The sequence below is a fragment of the Clavibacter sepedonicus genome (genome assembly GCF_000069225.1).
GTDB classification, from domain to species: Bacteria; Actinomycetota; Actinomycetes; order Actinomycetales; family Microbacteriaceae; genus Clavibacter; species Clavibacter sepedonicus.
The window spans coordinates 1,491,552-1,507,684 of record NC_010407.1; the positions used below are offsets into that span (position 1 = coordinate 1,491,552).

A 16,133-nucleotide genomic window follows, 5' to 3' on the forward strand; every position below is an offset into this window, starting at 1 on the left:
GCACCCGCACCGCCGGACGCCCGGTCGCCTCGTGCGTCCGGGCGTCTGCGCGTCCGGGGCAGGTGCCGGAGTGCGTGAGGAGCGGGCGTCCGGATCCGAGCACGTACCATCGTGGGATGCCACGCACCCCCGACGACGACGCCCTCAGCTGGGCCGGCGAGGACGCGGATCCCACGCTCGCCCGATCGCCCGAGCCGCAGCGTGCGGTGCCGCGGCGTCGCCCTGGCGCAAGCCCCGCGACCGAGGGCGGCCGGGCGTCGGCCCTCGGGGCGACGGCCGCGCGCCGGGCCGCGGCGTCCGGAGCCGCGACGTCCGCATCCGACGAGCCGCACGCCCGCGCGATCGACGACGGCAGCGCCGCCCCCGACGCCTCGCCCGAGGTGGTGGGCCTCGCCTTCTTCGGCGCCGTCGCGGTGCTCGAGGCCATCGCCTGGTTCTTCGTCGTGCGCGACAACCCGTCGAGCGCCGGATCCGCGTTCCAGGTCGGCGTCGCGCAGGCGACCGAGGCCCTCACGGTGCTCGCGCCGCCCCTGTGGGTGGCCGCCGTCGTCGCCGCCCTGCGCGGGATGCGCGTCGGCCGCCGCATGGTCGTGCTCGCCGCGGGCGCCGTCGTCCTCTTCCCGTGGCCCTGGGTGGTGACCCGATGAGCGGCGACCGGGTGCCCGTCGCCGACTCCGCGACCGCGCCCGCGCGCGCGCGTCGTGGTCGGCCGACGCGCGCGGGCTGGGTCGTCGGGATCCTCGGCGCGCTCGCCCACGGCGTCCTGGTGTGGCAGGCCGTCGACCAGTACACGGCCTTCCGCGACATCGCGACGGCGTTCGGCGGATCGCTCCGGCCGGGCACCCTCGCGACGCTCGTCGGCGCCATCCTCGTGCCGGTCGTCGCGTTCGTCCTCGCGGCGCTCGCGACGCGCGGCCGGCCTGTCCCCGCGCGCGTCCTCGTGATGCTCGCGGGGCTGGCCGCCGCGAGCGCGCTCACGGTCGGGCTCGCGGAGCTGCTGCCGCTCGTCTAGCGGCGGACCGCTACAGCGGCCAGCCGGCGAACAGCACCAGCGCGATCAGCACGACCTGCGCCACGAGACGCGGCACCAGCGGGATCGCGATGCGGCCGAAGCGATCGGGATGCCGGGCGGCGAAGGCGTTGGCGGGGAAGACCGCGACCAGGAACACCGCCAGCGCGATGCCGGCCACGAGGCGCACCGGCTCCACGAGGAGGCCGATCCCGCCCGCGATCTCGCACAGCCCCGTGAACCGCACGAGCGCCAGGGGAGAGGGCACGCCGGGGCGGCGGAACGACGGCGGGATGATCGCCGCCATGGCCTGCGCGGCCTTCGGCACGAAGTGGTTGACGCCCATCCCGATGAAGACGAGGGCCAGCAGGATCCGCACGGCGAGCTGGATCGCAGCCCACGTCACATCGCTCATCCGCCCATTCTGGGGCCACTAGCATGTGAGGGTCCCAGCCGCCCCCGCCCGAAGGACCGCTCTTGACCAAGCCCGTCGTCGTCATCGCCGAAGAACTCTCGCCCGCCACCGTCGACGCCCTGGGGCCCGACTTCGACGTCCGATCCGTCGACGGCACCGACCGCCCCGCCCTGCTCGCGGCCCTCGCGGAGGCCGACGCCGTGCTCGTGCGCTCCGCCACGAAGATCGACGCGGAGGCCATCGCCGCCGCGCCGCGCCTCCAGGTCGTCGCCCGCGCGGGCGTGGGCCTCGACAACGTCGACATCAAGGCCGCGACCACCGCGGGCGTCATGGTCGTGAACGCGCCGACCTCCAACGTCATCTCGGCCGCCGAGCTCGCCATCGGCCACATCCTCTCGCTCGCCCGCTTCATCCCGGACGCGAGCGCCTCGCTCAAGCAGGGCCTCTGGAAGCGCTCGTCCTTCACGGGCGTCGAGCTGTACGAGAAGACCATCGGGATCGTGGGCCTCGGCCGCATCGGCACGCTCGTCGCCCAGCGCCTCGCGGGCTTCGGCGCCACGCTCGTCGCGTACGACCCCTACGTCACGCCGGCCCGCGCGCAGCAGCTGGGCGTGCAGCTCCTCCCGCTCGACGAGCTGATGAAGGCGTCCGACTTCATCACCATCCACATCCCCAAGACGCCCGACACCACGGGGCTCATCTCCACGGAGCAGTTCGCGCTGGCGAAGCCGTCCCTGCGCATCGTCAACGCGAGCCGCGGCGGCATCATCGACGAGGACGCGCTGTACACGGCGCTCAAGTCGAAGCGCATCGCGGGCGCCGGCCTCGACGTGTTCGTGAGCGAGCCGCCCACGGGTTCGCCGCTGCTGGAGGTCGACAACATCATCGTCACGCCGCACCTCGGGGCCTCCACGGACGAGGCCCAGGAGAAGGCGGGCGTCTCGGTGGCGAGGAGCGTCCGCCTCGCGCTCGGCGGCGAGCTGGTGCCGGACGCCGTGAACGTCGCCGGCGGCGTCATCGACCCGTACGTGCGCCCCGGCATCCCGCTGATGGAGAAGCTCGGGCAGGTGTTCTCGGGTCTCGCGCACGAGGCGCTCACGAGCATCGACGTGGTCGTCCGCGGCGAGCTCGCGGGATACGACGTGAGCGTCCTCAAGCTCGCGGCGCTCAAGGGCGTGTTCACCAACGTCGTGAGCGAGAACGTCTCCTACGTCAACGCGCCGCTCCTCGCGGAGCAGCGCGGGCTCGAGGTGCGGCTCATCACCGACGCCGTGTCGGAGGAGTACCGCAACGTGCTCAGCATCCGCGGCGCGCTGTCCGACGGCACGCAGGTGTCGGTGTCGGGCACGCTCACGGGCACGAAGCAGATCGAGAAGCTCGTCGAGATCGACGGCTACGACGTCGAGGTGCCGTTCAGCCGCCACCTCATCGTCATGAAGTACGAGGACCGCCCCGGCATCGTCGCGGTCTACGGCAAGGAGTTCGGTGACGCCGAGGTCAACATCGCGGGCATGCAGATCGCCCGCCAGGAGGCCGGCGGTCGCGCGCTCAGCGTGCTCAGCGTCGACTCGCCCGTGCCGGACGGCGTGCTGGAGAACGTGCGGCGGGCGATCCAGACCACGTCGCTGCGCGAGATCGACATCGCGGACTGAACCCGGTCGGATCGACCACCGTGAGGGCGGCTGCTGCGGCGGCCGCCCTCACGTGCGTCCGGGGTCGGCGCATCCGTGGGCGGCGGGCCCGGTCAGCCGCGGGTCGAGCGGATCCGCACGAGGTCGTCGACCACGCGGATGAGCTCGTCGAGCGCCTCGTCGGCGGGAGCGGAGCCGCCGAGCCACGGCTGGAGCGCGCTGTTGTAGTAGAGGCCGTCGCCGATGAGGAGCACGGCGCGCGCGACGGCCGGGTCGCCCACGGCCTCGAGGATCACGGCGGCCCACTCGTCCTGCAGGTGCGTGAGCGTGTCGCGGGCGCGCGGGTGGTTGCCCTGCGCGAGCCGGGAGGTCGCGACGTAGGCGCGGTCGAAGGGCGTGGCCGTGGACAGCGAGCTGCGGATCCACAGGTCGACCGGTCCCCGCTCGGCCGCCCGGAGGCGCGCGACGTCCGCCTGCGCGAGCGCGGCCATGCGGGCGAGCAGGCCGTCGACGAGCGCCTCCTTGCCGCCGAAGTGGTAGAGCAGCCCGCCCTTGGAGACGCCGGCCGCGGCGGCGACGGACTCGAGGGTCGTGCCGCGCTCACCCTGCTGCACGAGCAGCTCCTCGAAGGCGTCGAGGATCCGGTCGCGGGCGCTCCCGGCGGAGGAGGACGCGGGGTCGGATCCGGCGTCGGGCTCGGGCGCGCGTGCGGGGTCGTCGGGCGGTGTGGCGGGCATGGATCCAGCGTAGCGGCGAGTTGCCCACTGTACCGACCGGACGGTACAGTGATCCCGGTCGCTCCCGCGGCCCCGCCAGTACGCCGTGCACCCCGCATCCCGACGTCAGGAAGCCCCGTCATGTCCACGCCTCGCACCGCATCCGTCCCCGTGACCGCCGTCGCCGGCCGGGCCGGGCGACGCCAGTGGGCCGCGCTCGTCGTGCTGATGCTCCCGGTGCTGCTCGTCTCGATCGACAACACGGTGCTGAGCTTCGCGATGCCGTCGATCGCGCGCGACCTCGAGCCGTCGGGCGCCGCGCAGCTCTGGATCATCGACGCCTACCCGCTCGTGCTCGCCGGTCTCCTCGTCGCGATGGGCAACATGGGGGACCGCTACGGGCGCCGCCGCCTGCTCATGATCGGCGCGGCCGGCTTCGGCCTCGTCTCGGCCCTCGCCGCGTTCGCGACCGACGCGTCGCAGCTCATCGCCGCCCGCGCCGCGCTCGGGTTCTTCGGCGCGATGCTCATGCCCTCCACGCTCTCGCTCCTGCGCTCGATCTTCACCGACCGGAAGCAGCGCCGCCTCGCCATCGCCATCTGGGCGTCGGGCTTCTCCGGCGGATCCGCGCTCGGCCCGCTCGTGGGCGGCGTGCTGCTCGACAACTTCTGGTGGGGATCGGTGTTCCTCGTCGCCGTGCCCGTGCTGCTGCCCCTGCTGATCCTCACGCCCGTGCTCGTGCCCGAGTCGAAGGACCCGGCACCGGGGCCCATCGACGGGATCGCGATCCTGCTGTCGCTCGCGACGGTCGCGCCCATCGTCTACGCGATCAAGACCTTCGCGACCGAGGGCGTCACGCCGCTCGCGATCGCCGCGCCCGTCGTGGGCGTGGTCGCGGGGATCCTCTTCGTCCGCCGCATGTCGCGGGCACGGAACCCCATGCTCGACGTCGCGCTGTTCCGCGAGCCGGTCTTCACGGGGGCGGTGCTCGTCAACCTGCTGAGCGTCGTCTCGCTCGTCGGCTTCCTCTTCTTCGTGACGCAGCACCTCCAGCTGGTCGCGGGGCTCGACCCGCTCGCCGCCGGGTTCGCGCTCATCCCGGGATCCGTCGTGGTCATCGTCTCGGGGCTGGTGATCGTGCCGATCGTGGCCCGCGCGCGTCCGTCCCGCGTCGTCGCGATCGCGCTCGCGTTCTCGGCCGTCGCCTACGTGATCCTCGCGGCGACGGGGAGGGGCGCGTCCGTCGGGCTCCTCGTCTTCGCGTTCTGCCTGCTGGGCGCGGGAATCGGCGCGTCGCAGACCATCTCCAACGACCTGATCATCGCGGCCGTCCCGCCGGCGAAGGCGGGCGCGGCGTCCGCGGTGTCGGAGACGGCGTACGAGGTGGGCGCGGTGCTCGGCACGGCGGTGCTCGGCAGCATCCTCACGGCCAGCTACCGGACCGGGCTCGTGCTGCCCGCCGGCCTCTCCGACGGCGACGCGTCCGCGGCGCGGGAGACGCTCGGGGGAGCGGTCTCGGTGGCCGAGCGCGTGCCGGCCGACGTCGGGGCCGCGCTGCTCGAGTCGGCGCACCAGGCGTTCGACGGCGGCGTGGTGACGACCTCGATCATCGGCGCGGCGCTCATGGTCGGGGCCATCGTCATCTCGCTGACGAGCCTCCGCCGTGCGAGCTCGCACGACTGAGCGCTCGCGGCACGCGGCAGCGCGTCCGGGGAGCCGATCAGATGAGGTTGTCGTCCGACCGCTCGCGGCGCGTGACTCGCTGGCCGGTGGCGGGGTCGATGCTGGTGCGCGTCTCGCTGACGGCCGTGCGGCGGCGGGCGAGGAGCGCGACGCCGATGATGATCACCAGTGCGCCGCTGCCCATGAGGATGTAGCCGACGAGCTGCAGGTCGACGCCCGGGACGGTGATGTCGACCGCGAAGGCGAGGATCGCCCGCAGGACGACGAGGAAGATGCCGAGTCCGATGCTCATGGTGGTGTCCTTCTGTCGTGCGGTCGGGGTCGGCACAGCCTAGCGAGCGGGGCCAGTCGACGGACAGGTAGCCTGTCCGGAAAGCCACGAGTCCCGGGAGGATCCATGCCCCGCACCATCTCGCTCGCCGTCGTCCCCGGGGACGGCATCGGTCCGGAGGTCGTCCACGAGGCCCTCCGCGTGCTCCGGGAGGCGGTCCCCGCGGACGTGTCGCTCGACACCACGCAGTACCCGTTCGGCGCCGGCCACTTCCTCGAGACGGGGCAGATCCTCACCGACTCCGACCTCGCGGCGCTCGCGCAGCACGACGCGATCCTGCTCGGCGCCGTCGGCGGCGACCCCCGCGACGCGCGCCTGGCCGGCGGCATCATCGAGCGCGGCCTGCTGCTCAAGCTGCGCTTCGCGTTCGACCACTACATCAACCTGCGGCCGACGGCCCTGCTGCCCGGCGTGGCATCGCCGCTCGCCGCGCCCGGCCAGGTCGACTTCGTGGTCGTCCGCGAGGGCACCGAGGGCCCGTACGCGGGCAACGGCGGCGTGCTGCGTCGCGGCACCGAGCACGAGATCGCGACCGAGGTGTCCGTCAACACGGCGCACGGCGTGGAGCGCACCGTGCGGTTCGCGTTCGAGCTGGCCGAGAAGCGCGACCGCAAGCGCGTCACCCTCGTGCACAAGACCAACGTGCTGACCTTCGCGGGATCCCTCTGGCAGCGCACCGTCGACCGCGTCGCCGCCGAGCACCCGGACGTCACGGTCGACTACCTGCACGTCGACGCCACGATGATCTTCCTGGTCACCGACCCGTCGCGCTTCGACGTCATCGTGTCCGACAACCTCTTCGGCGACATCATCACCGATCTCGCCGCGGCCATCTCGGGCGGCATCGGCCTCGCGGCGTCGGGCAACGTGAACCCGACCGGCGCGTTCCCGAGCATGTTCGAGCCGGTGCACGGATCCGCGCCCGACATCGCCGGGCAGCAGAAGGCCGACCCGACCGCCGCGATCCTCTCGGTCGCGCTCCTGCTCGACCACCTGGGCCTCTCGGAGGCCGCGGCGCGCGTCTCGGCGGCGGTCTCTGACGACCTCGCCGCGCGTGCCACGGGCGACGCGGCACCCCGATCCACCGCGGAGGTCGGCGACGCCATCCTCCGCGCCCTCTCCACGAACCACTGAAGGACCACATGAGCTCCACCAGCAGCACAGCCTCCACCAGCAGCACAGCCTCCACCAGCGGCACAGCCTCCACCAGCAGCACCGGCACCGCCTTCCCCCTGTCCTTCGAGCAGACCCCGTCGGAGAGCGCCCGCGCCGACGCCGAGCGGGAGGCGATCCTCGCGGACCCCGGCTTCGGCAAGCACTTCACGGACCACATGGTCCAGATCGACTGGACCCTCGACGCCGGCTGGCACGACGCCCGCGTCGTCCCGTACGGGCCGCTCCAGCTGGATCCCGCCGCGAGCGTGCTGCACTACGGCCAGGAGATCTTCGAGGGGATGAAGGCGTACCGCCACGCCGACGGATCCGTGTGGACCTTCCGCCCCGACCGCAACGCCGCCCGCCTCCAGCGCTCGGCCCGCCGCCTCGCGCTGCCGGAGCTGCCCACCGAGGACTTCGTCGAGTCGGTGACGCAGCTCGTCCGAGCCGACATCGACTGGGTGCCGTCGGCCGCCGAGCAGAGCCTCTACCTCCGCCCGTTCATGATCGCCAACGAGAGCTTCCTCGGCGTGCGCGCCGCCCAGCGCGTGGGCTACTACGTCATCGCGAGCCCGGCGGGCGCCTACTTCACGGGCGGCGTCGCGCCCGTCTCGATCTGGCTCTCCACGCAGTACTCCCGTGCGGGCAAGGGCGGCACGGGCGCGGCCAAGTGCGGCGGCAACTACGCCGCCTCGCTCCTCCCGCAGGCCGAGGCCGCGTCGCACGGCTGCGCGCAGGTGCTCTTCCTCGACTCCGAGGAGGGCCGCTACCTCGAGGAGCTCGGCGGGATGAACATCGTCCTGGTCTACGAGGACGGCCGTCTCGTCACGCCGGACTCGGAGAGCATCCTCGAGGGCATCACGCGCGACTCCATCCTCGAGCTGGCGCGCGACCGCGGCCTGACGGTCGAGAAGCGGCGCGTCACGTTGGCCGAGTGGGCCGACGGCATCGAGTCCGGCGAGATCACCGAGGTGTTCGCGTGCGGCACCGCGGCCGTCATCACGCCCATCGGCCGCCTGATGGGCGATGACCTCGACGTGGGCGACATCGACGCGCCGGCGGGCGAGCTCACGATGTCGCTGCGCCAGGAGCTGACCGACATCCAGTACGGCCGGATCCCGGACCGCCACGGCTGGCTCACGCGTCTCGACGCGTAGCGCGCGTCGGCCCGTGCCGGCGGCCGCGCGCCGCCGGCACGGCTAGGGTCGTGTCTCGTGAAGATCGCGCGTTTCAGCACCGGTGACGACCCCCGCTTCGGCATCCTCGACGAGGAGGAGGGCCACCTGGTCGTCCTCTCCGGCGACCCCATGTTCAGCGGCTACCAGACCACGGGGGAGCGCGTGCCGCTCGCCGACGCCCGCCTGCTCGCGCCGGTGATCCCGCGCTCGAAGGTCGTCGCCGTCGGCCGCAACTACGCCGCGCACGCGGCCGAGCACGGCAGCGAGGCGCCGACCACGCCGCTCATCTTCCTGAAGCCGAACACCTCGGTCATCGGCCCGGACGACGCGATCCGCCTCCCCGCCGACAGCGAGCGGGTCGAGCACGAGGGCGAGCTCGCGGTCGTCATCGGGCGGATCACGCGCGACGTGTCCGTGGAGGACGCAGCGCGCTCGATCTTCGGCTTCACCATCGGCAACGACGTGACCGCCCGCGACATCCAGCACTCCGAGAGCCAGTGGGCCCGCGCCAAGGGGTACGACACGTTCTGCCCGCTCGGCCCGGTCATCGAGACCGAGGGCTCGTTCGAGGACGCGCTCATCGAGACGCGCGTCGACGGCGAGCTCCGCCAGTCGGGCCGCACGAGCGAGATGGTGCACACCGTCCCCGAGCTCATCGCGTTCGCGTCGCGCGTCTGGACCCTGCTGCCCGGCGACGTGATCCTCACGGGCACGCCCGCGGGCGTCGGCCCGTTCACCGACGGCCAAGTCGTCGAGGTGTCGATCGAGGGGATCGGCACGCTCTCCAACCCCGCGCGCGCCCGCGCCTGACCGTGATCCGCACCGGCCGTGCGGCGCGCCTCGCGCTGGCGGCCGCGGCGGTCGCGCTGCTCTCGGGCTGCGTCTACGACGTGTCGGACTACGGGCTCGAGACGCCGGATGCATCCGCGCCGCCCTCCGCGGCCCTGACCCCGTCGCCCACCCCGGGTGCCGCGGAGCTCGGGCTGCCGGCCGGATGCACGCCCGCCGACCTCTCCATCGACTGGGCTGAGCCCGCGGCCGGCCCGGTTGACGAGCTGCTCGCCGTGCGGGTGATGACCGTGCGGATCCCGAGCGCGGGGGAGCAGCCCGGACTCGGCTCCACGACGCAGCGCGTGACGCGCGTCGACACCGCGCTGCGCCCGGCCCTCCGCCTGGAGCTCGACAAGCGGGACGGGTCCGCGACCCCGGTCGCCGACAGCCTCGCCCCGCCGGACACCTGGGCCGCCTTCCTTGCCGCGGACCTCCGCGACCGCGACCTCGTGGGGCCGCTGTTCGGGTGGCCGCTGCAGATCACCTCGTTCGATCCCGTGCTCGACCGAGCGGCCCGCTACGTGATCGGGTACCTCGGCTCCGCCCAGTCCGCGCACGTGACGGTCACGGGCTGCGACGGCGCCTTCCGCGGATCCGGCACGCTCGAGGGCCTCGACCCGACGCGCTACGCCGGCGCCGTCCTCCTCGAGTGCGGCGTCCCGCCCGGCGACCAGTACGACCGGTGGGACCTGCTGGAGCCGTACTGCGCTGACGGCCAGCCGGGGACCGCGGGCCAGGCCACGCCCGCGCCCTAGAATCGGATCCAGGATGACTGAGACAACCGCGCACCCCGTGACCACCGCTACCGGGACGGACGTCCGCGTCCGGTTCTGCCCGTCCCCGACCGGGACGCCGCACGTGGGGCTCATCCGCACGGCGCTCTTCAACTGGGCCTACGCCCGCCACACCGGCGGCAAGCTGGTCTTCCGCGTCGAGGACACCGATGCCGCGCGCGACAGCGAGGAGAGCTACGAGCAGCTCATCGAGGCGCTGCGCTGGCTCGAGATCGACTGGGACGAGGGCGAGGGCGTCGGCGGGCCGCACGCGCCGTACCGCCAGTCGCAGCGCACCGACCTCTACCTCGATGTGATCGCCAAGCTCACCGCATCCGGCCACCTGTACGAGAGCTTCGCGACGGCCGAGGAGATCGAGGCGCGCAACCGCGCCGCCGGCCGCGACCCGAAGATGGGCTACGACAACTTCGAGCGCGACCTCACGGAGGAGGAGCGCCAGGCGTTCCGCGACGAGGGCCGTTCGCCCGCACTCCGCCTCCGCGTGCCGGACACCGACCTCTCGTTCGACGACCTCGTGCGCGGCACGGTCACGTTCCCGGCCGGATCCTTCCCCGACTTCGTGCTCGTGCGCCCCAACGGCGCCCCGCTCTACACGCTCGTGAACCCGGTGGACGACGCGCTCATGGGGATCACCCACGTGCTCCGCGGCGAGGACCTCCTCTCCTCGACGCCGCGGCAGATCGCGCTGTACCACGCGCTCATCGACATCGGCGTGGCCGACGCCATCCCGCGCTTCGGGCACCTGCCCTACGTGATGGGGGAGGGCAACAAGAAGCTCTCCAAGCGCGACCCCGAGTCGAACCTGTTCCACCACCGCGACCGCGGCTTCATCCCCGAGGGCCTCATCAACTACCTGGCGCTGCTCGGCTGGTCGCTCACGCACGACCGGGACGTGTTCAGCCGGATGGAGATGGTCACCGCGTTCGATGTCGCCGACGTGAACCCGAACCCCGCGCGCTTCGACCTGAAGAAGGCCGAGTCTCTGAACGGCGACCACATCCGCCTGCTCGCGCTCGACGACTTCGCCCAGCGCCTCGTGCCGTACCTGCAGGCCGCGGATGTCGTCGGCGCCGAGCTCACGCACGACCAGCGGCGGATGCTCGAGGCGGCCGCGCCGCTCGTCCAGGAGCGCATGCAGCTCCTCGGCGAGGCGCCCGACCTGCTGTCCTTCCTCTTCACGACGGCGGATGAGCTGCCCTACGACGACGCGGCCGTCCAGGCGCTCAAGGACGACGCCCCCGAGGTGCTCGCCGCCTCCCGTGGCGCGCTCTCCGGGGTCCCGCACACGCAGTGGGACATCGACCTCGTGCAGGAGGTGCTGCAGAACACGCTCATCACCGGCATGGGCATGAAGCCGCGCCTCGCCTACGGCCCGCTGCGGGTCGGCATCTCCGGTCGCCGCATCTCGCCGCCGCTGTTCGAGTCGATGGTGCTGCTCGGCAAGGACGAGACCATCGCGCGTCTCGATCGCCTCGCGGGGATGCTCGGTGAGTGATCCCGGGGTCGGCTCGGATGCCGGCGCCGGCTCCATCGTGACCGGCGACTCGTACGACGTCGTCGTCATCGGCGCGGGTCCTGCCGGCCTGTCCGCCGCGCTGAACCTGGTGCGCGCCCGACGCCGCACGCTCGTGCTCGACAGCAGCCGGCCGCGGAACGCCGCGACCCTCATGTCGCACGGCTTCGTCACGCGCGACGGGATCTCCCCACTCGAGCTCCGCAAGCTCGGCCAGGTCGAGGTGGAGTCATACGACGAGGGCGAGTTCCAGCTGGCCGTCGTGCAGTCGGCGGAGCCCGCCGAGGGCGGCTTCACGATCCGCGCCAAGGGCGTGCGCCGTGCGCCGGACCGCGAGGTGCACGCGCGCCGCATCCTCATCGCCACCGGCCTCGTGGAGACGCTGCCCGACCTGCCGAGCATCCGCGCCTACTACGGCACCGCCGTGCACAGCTGCATGGAGTGCGACGGCTACGAGAAGGCCGACGAGCCGCTGTTCCTCATCGGCGAGACCGACGACCTCGTGGAGCGCGCCCTGCTGCTCTCGCAGTGGTCGCGCGACATCGTTGTGTTCACGAACGGCGTCGCGCACATCGACGAGGCGGGGGAGCGCGGACTCGCGTCCCTCGGCATCCGCGTCGACCGCCGACCCGTGGCCGACATCGAGGGCGAGCGCGCGGTCGTCACCGGCATCCGGATGCAGGACGGCTCCGTCGTCCCGCGCACCGGCGGCTTCGTGCGCCCGCGCTACTCGACCGCGCTCGACTTCCTCGCAGGGCTCGACCTCGACACGGACCACGACGGCCACATCGCCGTCGACGCCGAGGGCCGCACCTCCCACGCGGGCGTCTACGCGGCGGGCGACAGCTCGCAGCCGGGCCCGCAGCAGCTGATCATCGCGGCCGGCTTCGGCGCGCGGGCGGCCAGCGCGATCAACCGCGACCTGCTGCCGCGCATCTGAGGGGCGGCCGGCCCGCCGGGCGCGCGCCGGTTTGGCGTGGATCCGGCCGGTGGGCTACACTCGACGAGGCCCGATCGCGCATCGGGGCCTTGGGGTATGGTGTAATTGGCAACACGGAAGATTCTGATTCTTTTGTTCTTGGTTCGAGTCCAGGTACCCCAGCACTGAGATAGCAAAAAATAAAAAGCCCGGATATCCGGGTCTTTCTTATTTGTGACTTGCTGCGCGCGCGCCTCTCGATCATCTCGCATCAGCTAGTGTGATTCCCATGGCTCTGGCATCTGGCAGCACCGAGCAAGACGTGCCCACGCGACCTGTCGTGGAGTCTCTTCGCGAGATATCGGTTTTCAGCTTCGTGGCCTGTATGTTCACCGGGGCGATGATCGGTTTGGTGGATTCTGGTAACGGCGCGCAGCAGTTTGCGGCTTACGTCGCAAGATGCGCAGAGATCGGAGCGGTGGTCATCAACCACGTGGGATGGGAGTTCGGCGTCATCGTTCCTGTGCTTCTGGGCTTCTATGTCCTGATCCTCGGGGGTCGATGGGTCATGGGTCATGAGTCGCACAGCCGGCGTCCGGCGGAATCTGAGCTTGGCCGCCGAGATGCTTGCCGCTTCTATTGTGCCCGCATTCGTTCTCACTCTTGTGGCTGCATTTTCCGATGTCCGGCGAGTAGGCGCTCTGGTGGCTGAGGTTCCCGCGGTAACGCTCACCATCTTTCTTGCGGCTCAGCTCGGGTGCTTCCTGGCCTTCGACGAAGACGAGAAGTTGGCCGCCGCCAAGCGCATTCGGACCTGGGGTCGGCACAGGTTGGCGGCTGTCCGGCGTCGATCTGAAGTACCTGTCGCGATGGTCGTGGTGACGAACTCGGTGGTCGGGATGGCGTTGGCCACTTGCCTCTACTCCGTCACCGGTGGTCCCTTGGCGACCATTCCAGCCGCGGTGCTCTTGGCGGCATGCGGCGCCGCGCTCGGTGTCTTTGCGGGGTTCCACGTCGTGAGAGATCGATACAGGGCCAAGACTGCATTCGAGCGCGCCAGCGTCTACATCTTGTCGGCCATGGCCGTGATAGTCGTGATCACCCTAGGCGCCTTCATGCTCGGCAACTACGCGGCCAGCGGCGCGGCCAGCCTAGTATCCTCGTTTGCGTTCATGTTGGCCTCCGCCTTCCTGCCGCTGGGGAAGTCCTCGCCGCCTTGGATCAGGAATTGGACTCTGCGCGGCGCTGCTGCCCGGTCCGCAGCGGTCTATCTCTCCAAGAGGTATGCGAAAGCGGTCGCGGAAATGACGGAGTTGACGAAGGCGGGTTGAGGCGCCTCGTGACGACGGCCCCGCTCGAGCAGATGCTCGAGCGGGGCCGTCGTCGTATTCAGGTGCTGCGGATCAGGCGAGTCGCCCCTTCGGCGAGCTCTCGCTCGTCTTCGACGGGTCCTTCTCGACGATGTCGCCGAGGGCGTCGTCGATGCGGGTGAGGAGCTCCGCGGGGATCTTCATGCCCGACGCCTTGACGTTCTCGTGCACCTGCTCGGGACGCGAGGCGCCGATGATCGCCGACGCGACGTTCTCGTTCTGGAGCACCCATGCGACGGCGAGCTGAGCGAGCGACAGGTCGAGCTCGTCGGCGACCGGCTGGAGGGCCTGCACGCGGGTGAGCGTGTCGTCGTTCATGAAGCGGGAGATCATGTCGGCGCCGCCCTTGTCGTCCGTGGCGCGGGATCCGGCGGGCAGGTCCTGGCCGGGCTTGTACTTGCCGGTGAGGACGCCCTGCGCGATGGGGGACCAGACGATCTGCGAGATGCCGAGCTCGGCGGACGTGGGGACGACCTCCTCCTCGATGACGCGCCAGAGGGCCGAGTACTGCGGCTGGTTCGAGATCAGCTGGAAGCCGAGCTCGCGGGAGAGGCCGTGCGCCTCGCGGAGCTGCGCGGGGGTCCACTCGCTCACGCCGATGTAGAGCGCCTTGCCCTGGCGGACGACGTCGGCGAAGGCCTGCATCGTCTCCTCGAGCGGCGTCTCGTAGTCGAAGCGGTGCGCCTGGTAGAGGTCGATGTAGTCGGTCTGGAGGCGCTGGAGCGACGCGTGGACGGAGTCCATGATGTGCTTGCGCGAGAGCCCCACGTCGTTGTGGCCCTTGGGTCCGGTGGGGCCGAAGACCTTGGTGAAGATCTCGATCGAGGCACGTCGCTCGTCCTTGAGCGCCTCGCCGAGCACGGTCTCCGCCTTGGTGTTGGCGTACACGTCCGCGGTGTCGAAGGTGGTGATCCCCGCCTCGAGCGCAGCCTTCACGCACGCGGTCGCGGTGTCGTTCTCGACCTGCGATCCGTGGGTGAGCCAGTTGCCGTAGGTGATCTCGGAGATCTTGAAGCCGGAGTTGCCGAGGTATCTGAATTCCATGGTCCGACCGTACGCCGGGCACCTCCGCGGGCCCGCACGAAAGTGTGCGACGGGTCAGGCGGTGGGGGAGCGGATGACGTGCAGGGGTGCGAGCGCGGTGTCGAGCGCCGCCTCCAGCGGCCAGGCCGAGCGCTCCGGCTGGCTGAGCACCAGGCCTCCCTGGATCGCCGCGAGGATCACGGTCGCGATGCGCTCGGGATCCGCCGTCGCGGCGACGAGCCCCGCCTCGCGCATGCGCTCCACCCCGCGCGCGAGGAACGCGCGCCATGCGCGCATGGACGCGGCGATCGTGCGCTCGAGCTCGGCGTCGACGGCCGCGGCCTGCGTGGCGAGCGACCCGATGGGGCACGCCCACCGCCCGCGGCCGATGTAGTAGTCCACGAGTCCCGTGCGCCACGCCTCCCACGAGTCCCAGGAGCCCAGGTCGTGGATGTGCGGCTCCTGCGCCTCCATCAGCTGGCGGCCCTCCCACTCGGCGACCTCGCGCACGAGCTCGATCTTGCCGCCGGGGAAGTAGTGGAACAGCTGGCTCTTGCTCGTCAGCGTCGCGGCGCGCACGTCGTCGAGGGTCGTGCCGCCGATGCCGGTGGCCAGGATCTGCTCGCCCGTGGCCTCGATGATCCGCTGGCGGGTGCGGCGCCCGCGCTCGGTGATCCTCGGCTCGGCCATGCCTCGATCCTACCCTTGTGGACCGGATGGTCCAGCGCGTGCTATCAATTGGACCATGCAGTCCAACGCAGAAGTCCTCCAGTCCCTCGTCCTCGACACCCGGCTCGCCGGCCGCACGGCCGTCGTCACCGGATCCACCAGCGGCATCGGCGAGGCCGTCGCCCGCGTGCTCGCCTCCTCCGGCGCCGAGGTCGTCGTCAGCGGCCGCGACGTCGAACGCGCCCGCGCCGTGGTCGCCGCCATCACCGCGACGGGCGGCACCGCCCATGCGGTGCCGGCCGACCTCGCGGGCGGCTACGACGGCATCCGGGCGTTCGCCCGCGACGCGACGGCGGCCCTCGGCGGGCGCGTCGACATCCTCGTGAACAACACGGGTGTCTACCCGGTGGGCGCGACCGCCGGCCTCGCCGACGACGACCTCGACGCGATCCTCGCCGTCAACGTCCGCGCGCCGCACGTGCTCGTCGCCGAGCTCGCGCCCGCCATGGCCTCACGCGGCACGGGCGCGATCGTGAACGTCGGCTCGTGGATGTCCCGTGTGGGCATCCCGTTCGGCGCGGCGTACACGGCGTCGAAGGCCGCGATCGAGCAGATGACGCGCACATGGGCGGCGGAGTACGGGCCGCGCGGCGTGCACGTCAACACGGTGGCGCCCGGCGCGACCTCGACGCCGGGGAACGCGGCCGACGCGGACGCGGTCGCCGCGATGGCCGCGAGCACCGTCGTCGGTGTGCCCGTGCGCCCGGTCGACATCGCCTTCGCCGTCCGCTACCTCGTGTCCGACGAGGCGGCGTTCATCCACGGCGCGCTGCTCGACGTCGACGGCGGCATCGGCGGCACCCGACTCGGCTGACCGCGCGGCACGCGCGACGACG

Annotated in this window: 17 protein-coding genes and 1 tRNA gene; 13 read left to right on the top strand and 5 right to left on the bottom strand. The window is 71.8% G+C overall.

The window, feature by feature from the left end; translation table 11 throughout:
* Positions 1-116: 116 nt before the first annotated feature.
* Complete coding sequence (locus CMS_RS07010; protein WP_041464500.1) at positions 117-647, top strand: hypothetical protein; 531 nt, start codon at positions 117-119, stop codon at positions 645-647.
* Positions 644-1,012 carry a hypothetical protein gene (locus CMS_RS07015; RefSeq protein ID WP_012298796.1) on the top strand — a complete coding sequence of 123 codons (369 nt, stop codon included), beginning with the start codon at positions 644-646 and terminating at the stop codon, positions 1,010-1,012. The genes CMS_RS07010 and CMS_RS07015 overlap by 4 nt, the downstream gene beginning before the upstream one ends.
* 10 nt (positions 1,013-1,022) lie before the next feature.
* Here the strand turns inward: CMS_RS07015 and CMS_RS07020 are convergent, their stop codons facing one another.
* On the bottom strand, positions 1,023-1,424 hold the full coding sequence (locus CMS_RS07020; protein WP_012298797.1) for a DoxX family protein: 402 nt from the start codon (positions 1,422-1,424) through the stop codon (positions 1,023-1,025).
* Positions 1,425-1,486: 62 nt separating this feature from the next.
* Between CMS_RS07020 and serA the strand changes: the two genes are divergently transcribed.
* Positions 1,487-3,076 carry a phosphoglycerate dehydrogenase gene (gene serA / locus CMS_RS07025; RefSeq protein ID WP_012298798.1) on the top strand — a complete coding sequence of 530 codons (1,590 nt, stop codon included), beginning with the start codon at positions 1,487-1,489 and terminating at the stop codon, positions 3,074-3,076.
* 92 nt (positions 3,077-3,168) lie between these two features.
* Here the strand turns inward: serA and CMS_RS07030 are convergent, their stop codons facing one another.
* A complete protein-coding gene (locus tag CMS_RS07030) occupies positions 3,169-3,792 on the bottom strand; it encodes a TetR/AcrR family transcriptional regulator (protein WP_012298799.1) in 624 nt (207 codons plus the stop codon).
* A 120-nt stretch (positions 3,793-3,912) separates the two neighbouring features.
* Between CMS_RS07030 and CMS_RS07035 the strand changes: the two genes are divergently transcribed.
* On the top strand, positions 3,913-5,454 hold the full coding sequence (locus CMS_RS07035; protein WP_012298800.1) for an MFS transporter: 1,542 nt from the start codon (positions 3,913-3,915) through the stop codon (positions 5,452-5,454).
* 37 nt (positions 5,455-5,491) lie between these two features.
* On the opposite strand, the gene CMS_RS07040 is transcribed toward CMS_RS07035, so the two are convergent.
* A complete protein-coding gene (locus tag CMS_RS07040; RefSeq protein WP_041464501.1) occupies positions 5,492-5,746 on the bottom strand; it encodes a DUF6458 family protein in 255 nt (84 codons plus the stop codon).
* 105 nt (positions 5,747-5,851) lie between these two features.
* Here CMS_RS07040 and CMS_RS07045 point away from each other — a divergent pair, with 105 nt between their 5' ends.
* The 8 genes from CMS_RS07045 to CMS_RS07080 all read left to right on the top strand — a co-directional run bounded on the left by CMS_RS07045 (position 5,852) and on the right by CMS_RS07080 (position 13,506).
* Complete coding sequence (locus tag CMS_RS07045; RefSeq protein ID WP_012298802.1) at positions 5,852-6,919, top strand: 3-isopropylmalate dehydrogenase; 1,068 nt, start codon at positions 5,852-5,854, stop codon at positions 6,917-6,919.
* An 8-nt stretch (positions 6,920-6,927) separates the two neighbouring features.
* Positions 6,928-8,097, top strand: coding sequence for a branched-chain amino acid aminotransferase (locus CMS_RS07050; protein ID WP_012298803.1), 1,170 nt, complete (start codon positions 6,928-6,930; stop codon positions 8,095-8,097).
* Positions 8,098-8,154: 57 nt separating this feature from the next.
* A complete protein-coding gene (locus CMS_RS07055) occupies positions 8,155-8,928 on the top strand; it encodes a fumarylacetoacetate hydrolase family protein (RefSeq protein WP_012298804.1) in 774 nt (257 codons plus the stop codon).
* Between the two features lie 2 nt (positions 8,929-8,930).
* On the top strand, positions 8,931-9,704 hold the full coding sequence (locus CMS_RS07060; RefSeq protein WP_012298805.1) for a hypothetical protein: 774 nt from the start codon (positions 8,931-8,933) through the stop codon (positions 9,702-9,704).
* Between the two features lie 13 nt (positions 9,705-9,717).
* Entirely contained in the window at positions 9,718-11,238 is a 1,521-nt protein-coding gene (gene gltX, locus CMS_RS07065; protein WP_012298806.1) for a glutamate--tRNA ligase, read from the top strand.
* The gene (locus CMS_RS07070; RefSeq protein ID WP_223842754.1) at positions 11,231-12,196 is read left to right on the top strand and encodes an NAD(P)/FAD-dependent oxidoreductase; all 966 of its coding nucleotides are present in this window, start codon (positions 11,231-11,233) and stop codon (positions 12,194-12,196) included. Before gltX ends, CMS_RS07070 begins: the two co-directional genes overlap by 8 nt.
* Before the next feature lie 90 nt (positions 12,197-12,286).
* A tRNA-Gln gene (locus CMS_RS07075) sits at positions 12,287-12,358 on the top strand.
* Between the two features lie 521 nt (positions 12,359-12,879).
* Positions 12,880-13,506, top strand: a complete 627-nt coding sequence (locus CMS_RS07080) for a hypothetical protein (RefSeq protein WP_041464502.1) — start codon at positions 12,880-12,882, stop codon at positions 13,504-13,506.
* Between the two features lie 72 nt (positions 13,507-13,578).
* Here the strand turns inward: CMS_RS07080 and CMS_RS07085 are convergent, their stop codons facing one another.
* Both CMS_RS07085 and CMS_RS07090 read right to left on the bottom strand, forming a co-directional pair.
* Complete coding sequence (locus CMS_RS07085) at positions 13,579-14,589, bottom strand: aldo/keto reductase family protein (RefSeq protein WP_012298810.1); 1,011 nt, start codon at positions 14,587-14,589, stop codon at positions 13,579-13,581.
* Between the two features lie 54 nt (positions 14,590-14,643).
* Positions 14,644-15,258, bottom strand: a complete 615-nt coding sequence (locus CMS_RS07090; RefSeq protein ID WP_012298811.1) for a TetR/AcrR family transcriptional regulator — start codon at positions 15,256-15,258, stop codon at positions 14,644-14,646.
* 55 nt (positions 15,259-15,313) lie between these two features.
* On the opposite strand from CMS_RS07090, the gene CMS_RS07095 reads away from it, so the two are divergent.
* Entirely contained in the window at positions 15,314-16,111 is a 798-nt protein-coding gene (locus CMS_RS07095; protein ID WP_012298812.1) for an SDR family NAD(P)-dependent oxidoreductase, read from the top strand.
* Positions 16,112-16,133 lie beyond the last annotated feature (22 nt).

Excerpts from the sequence above, each read along its gene's own strand:
- CMS_RS07010 (WP_041464500.1), top strand. The coding sequence starts at position 117 with ATGCCACGCACCCCCGACGACGACGCCCTCAGCTGGGCCGGCGAGGAC.
- CMS_RS07015 (WP_012298796.1), top strand. The coding sequence starts at position 644 with ATGAGCGGCGACCGGGTGCCCGTCGCCGACTCCGCGACCGCGCCCGCG.
- CMS_RS07020 (WP_012298797.1), bottom strand. The coding sequence starts at position 1,424 with ATGAGCGATGTGACGTGGGCTGCGATCCAGCTCGCCGTGCGGATCCTG.
- CMS_RS07030 (WP_012298799.1), bottom strand. The coding sequence starts at position 3,792 with ATGCCCGCCACACCGCCCGACGACCCCGCACGCGCGCCCGAGCCCGAC.
- CMS_RS07035 (WP_012298800.1), top strand. The coding sequence starts at position 3,913 with ATGTCCACGCCTCGCACCGCATCCGTCCCCGTGACCGCCGTCGCCGGC.
- CMS_RS07040 (WP_041464501.1), bottom strand. The coding sequence starts at position 5,746 with ATGAGCATCGGACTCGGCATCTTCCTCGTCGTCCTGCGGGCGATCCTC.
- CMS_RS07045 (WP_012298802.1), top strand. The coding sequence starts at position 5,852 with ATGCCCCGCACCATCTCGCTCGCCGTCGTCCCCGGGGACGGCATCGGT.
- CMS_RS07050 (WP_012298803.1), top strand. The coding sequence starts at position 6,928 with ATGAGCTCCACCAGCAGCACAGCCTCCACCAGCAGCACAGCCTCCACC.
- gltX (WP_012298806.1), top strand. The coding sequence starts at position 9,718 with ATGACTGAGACAACCGCGCACCCCGTGACCACCGCTACCGGGACGGAC.
- CMS_RS07085 (WP_012298810.1), bottom strand. The coding sequence starts at position 14,589 with ATGGAATTCAGATACCTCGGCAACTCCGGCTTCAAGATCTCCGAGATC.
- CMS_RS07090 (WP_012298811.1), bottom strand. The coding sequence starts at position 15,258 with ATGGCCGAGCCGAGGATCACCGAGCGCGGGCGCCGCACCCGCCAGCGG.
- CMS_RS07095 (WP_012298812.1), top strand. The coding sequence starts at position 15,314 with ATGCAGTCCAACGCAGAAGTCCTCCAGTCCCTCGTCCTCGACACCCGG.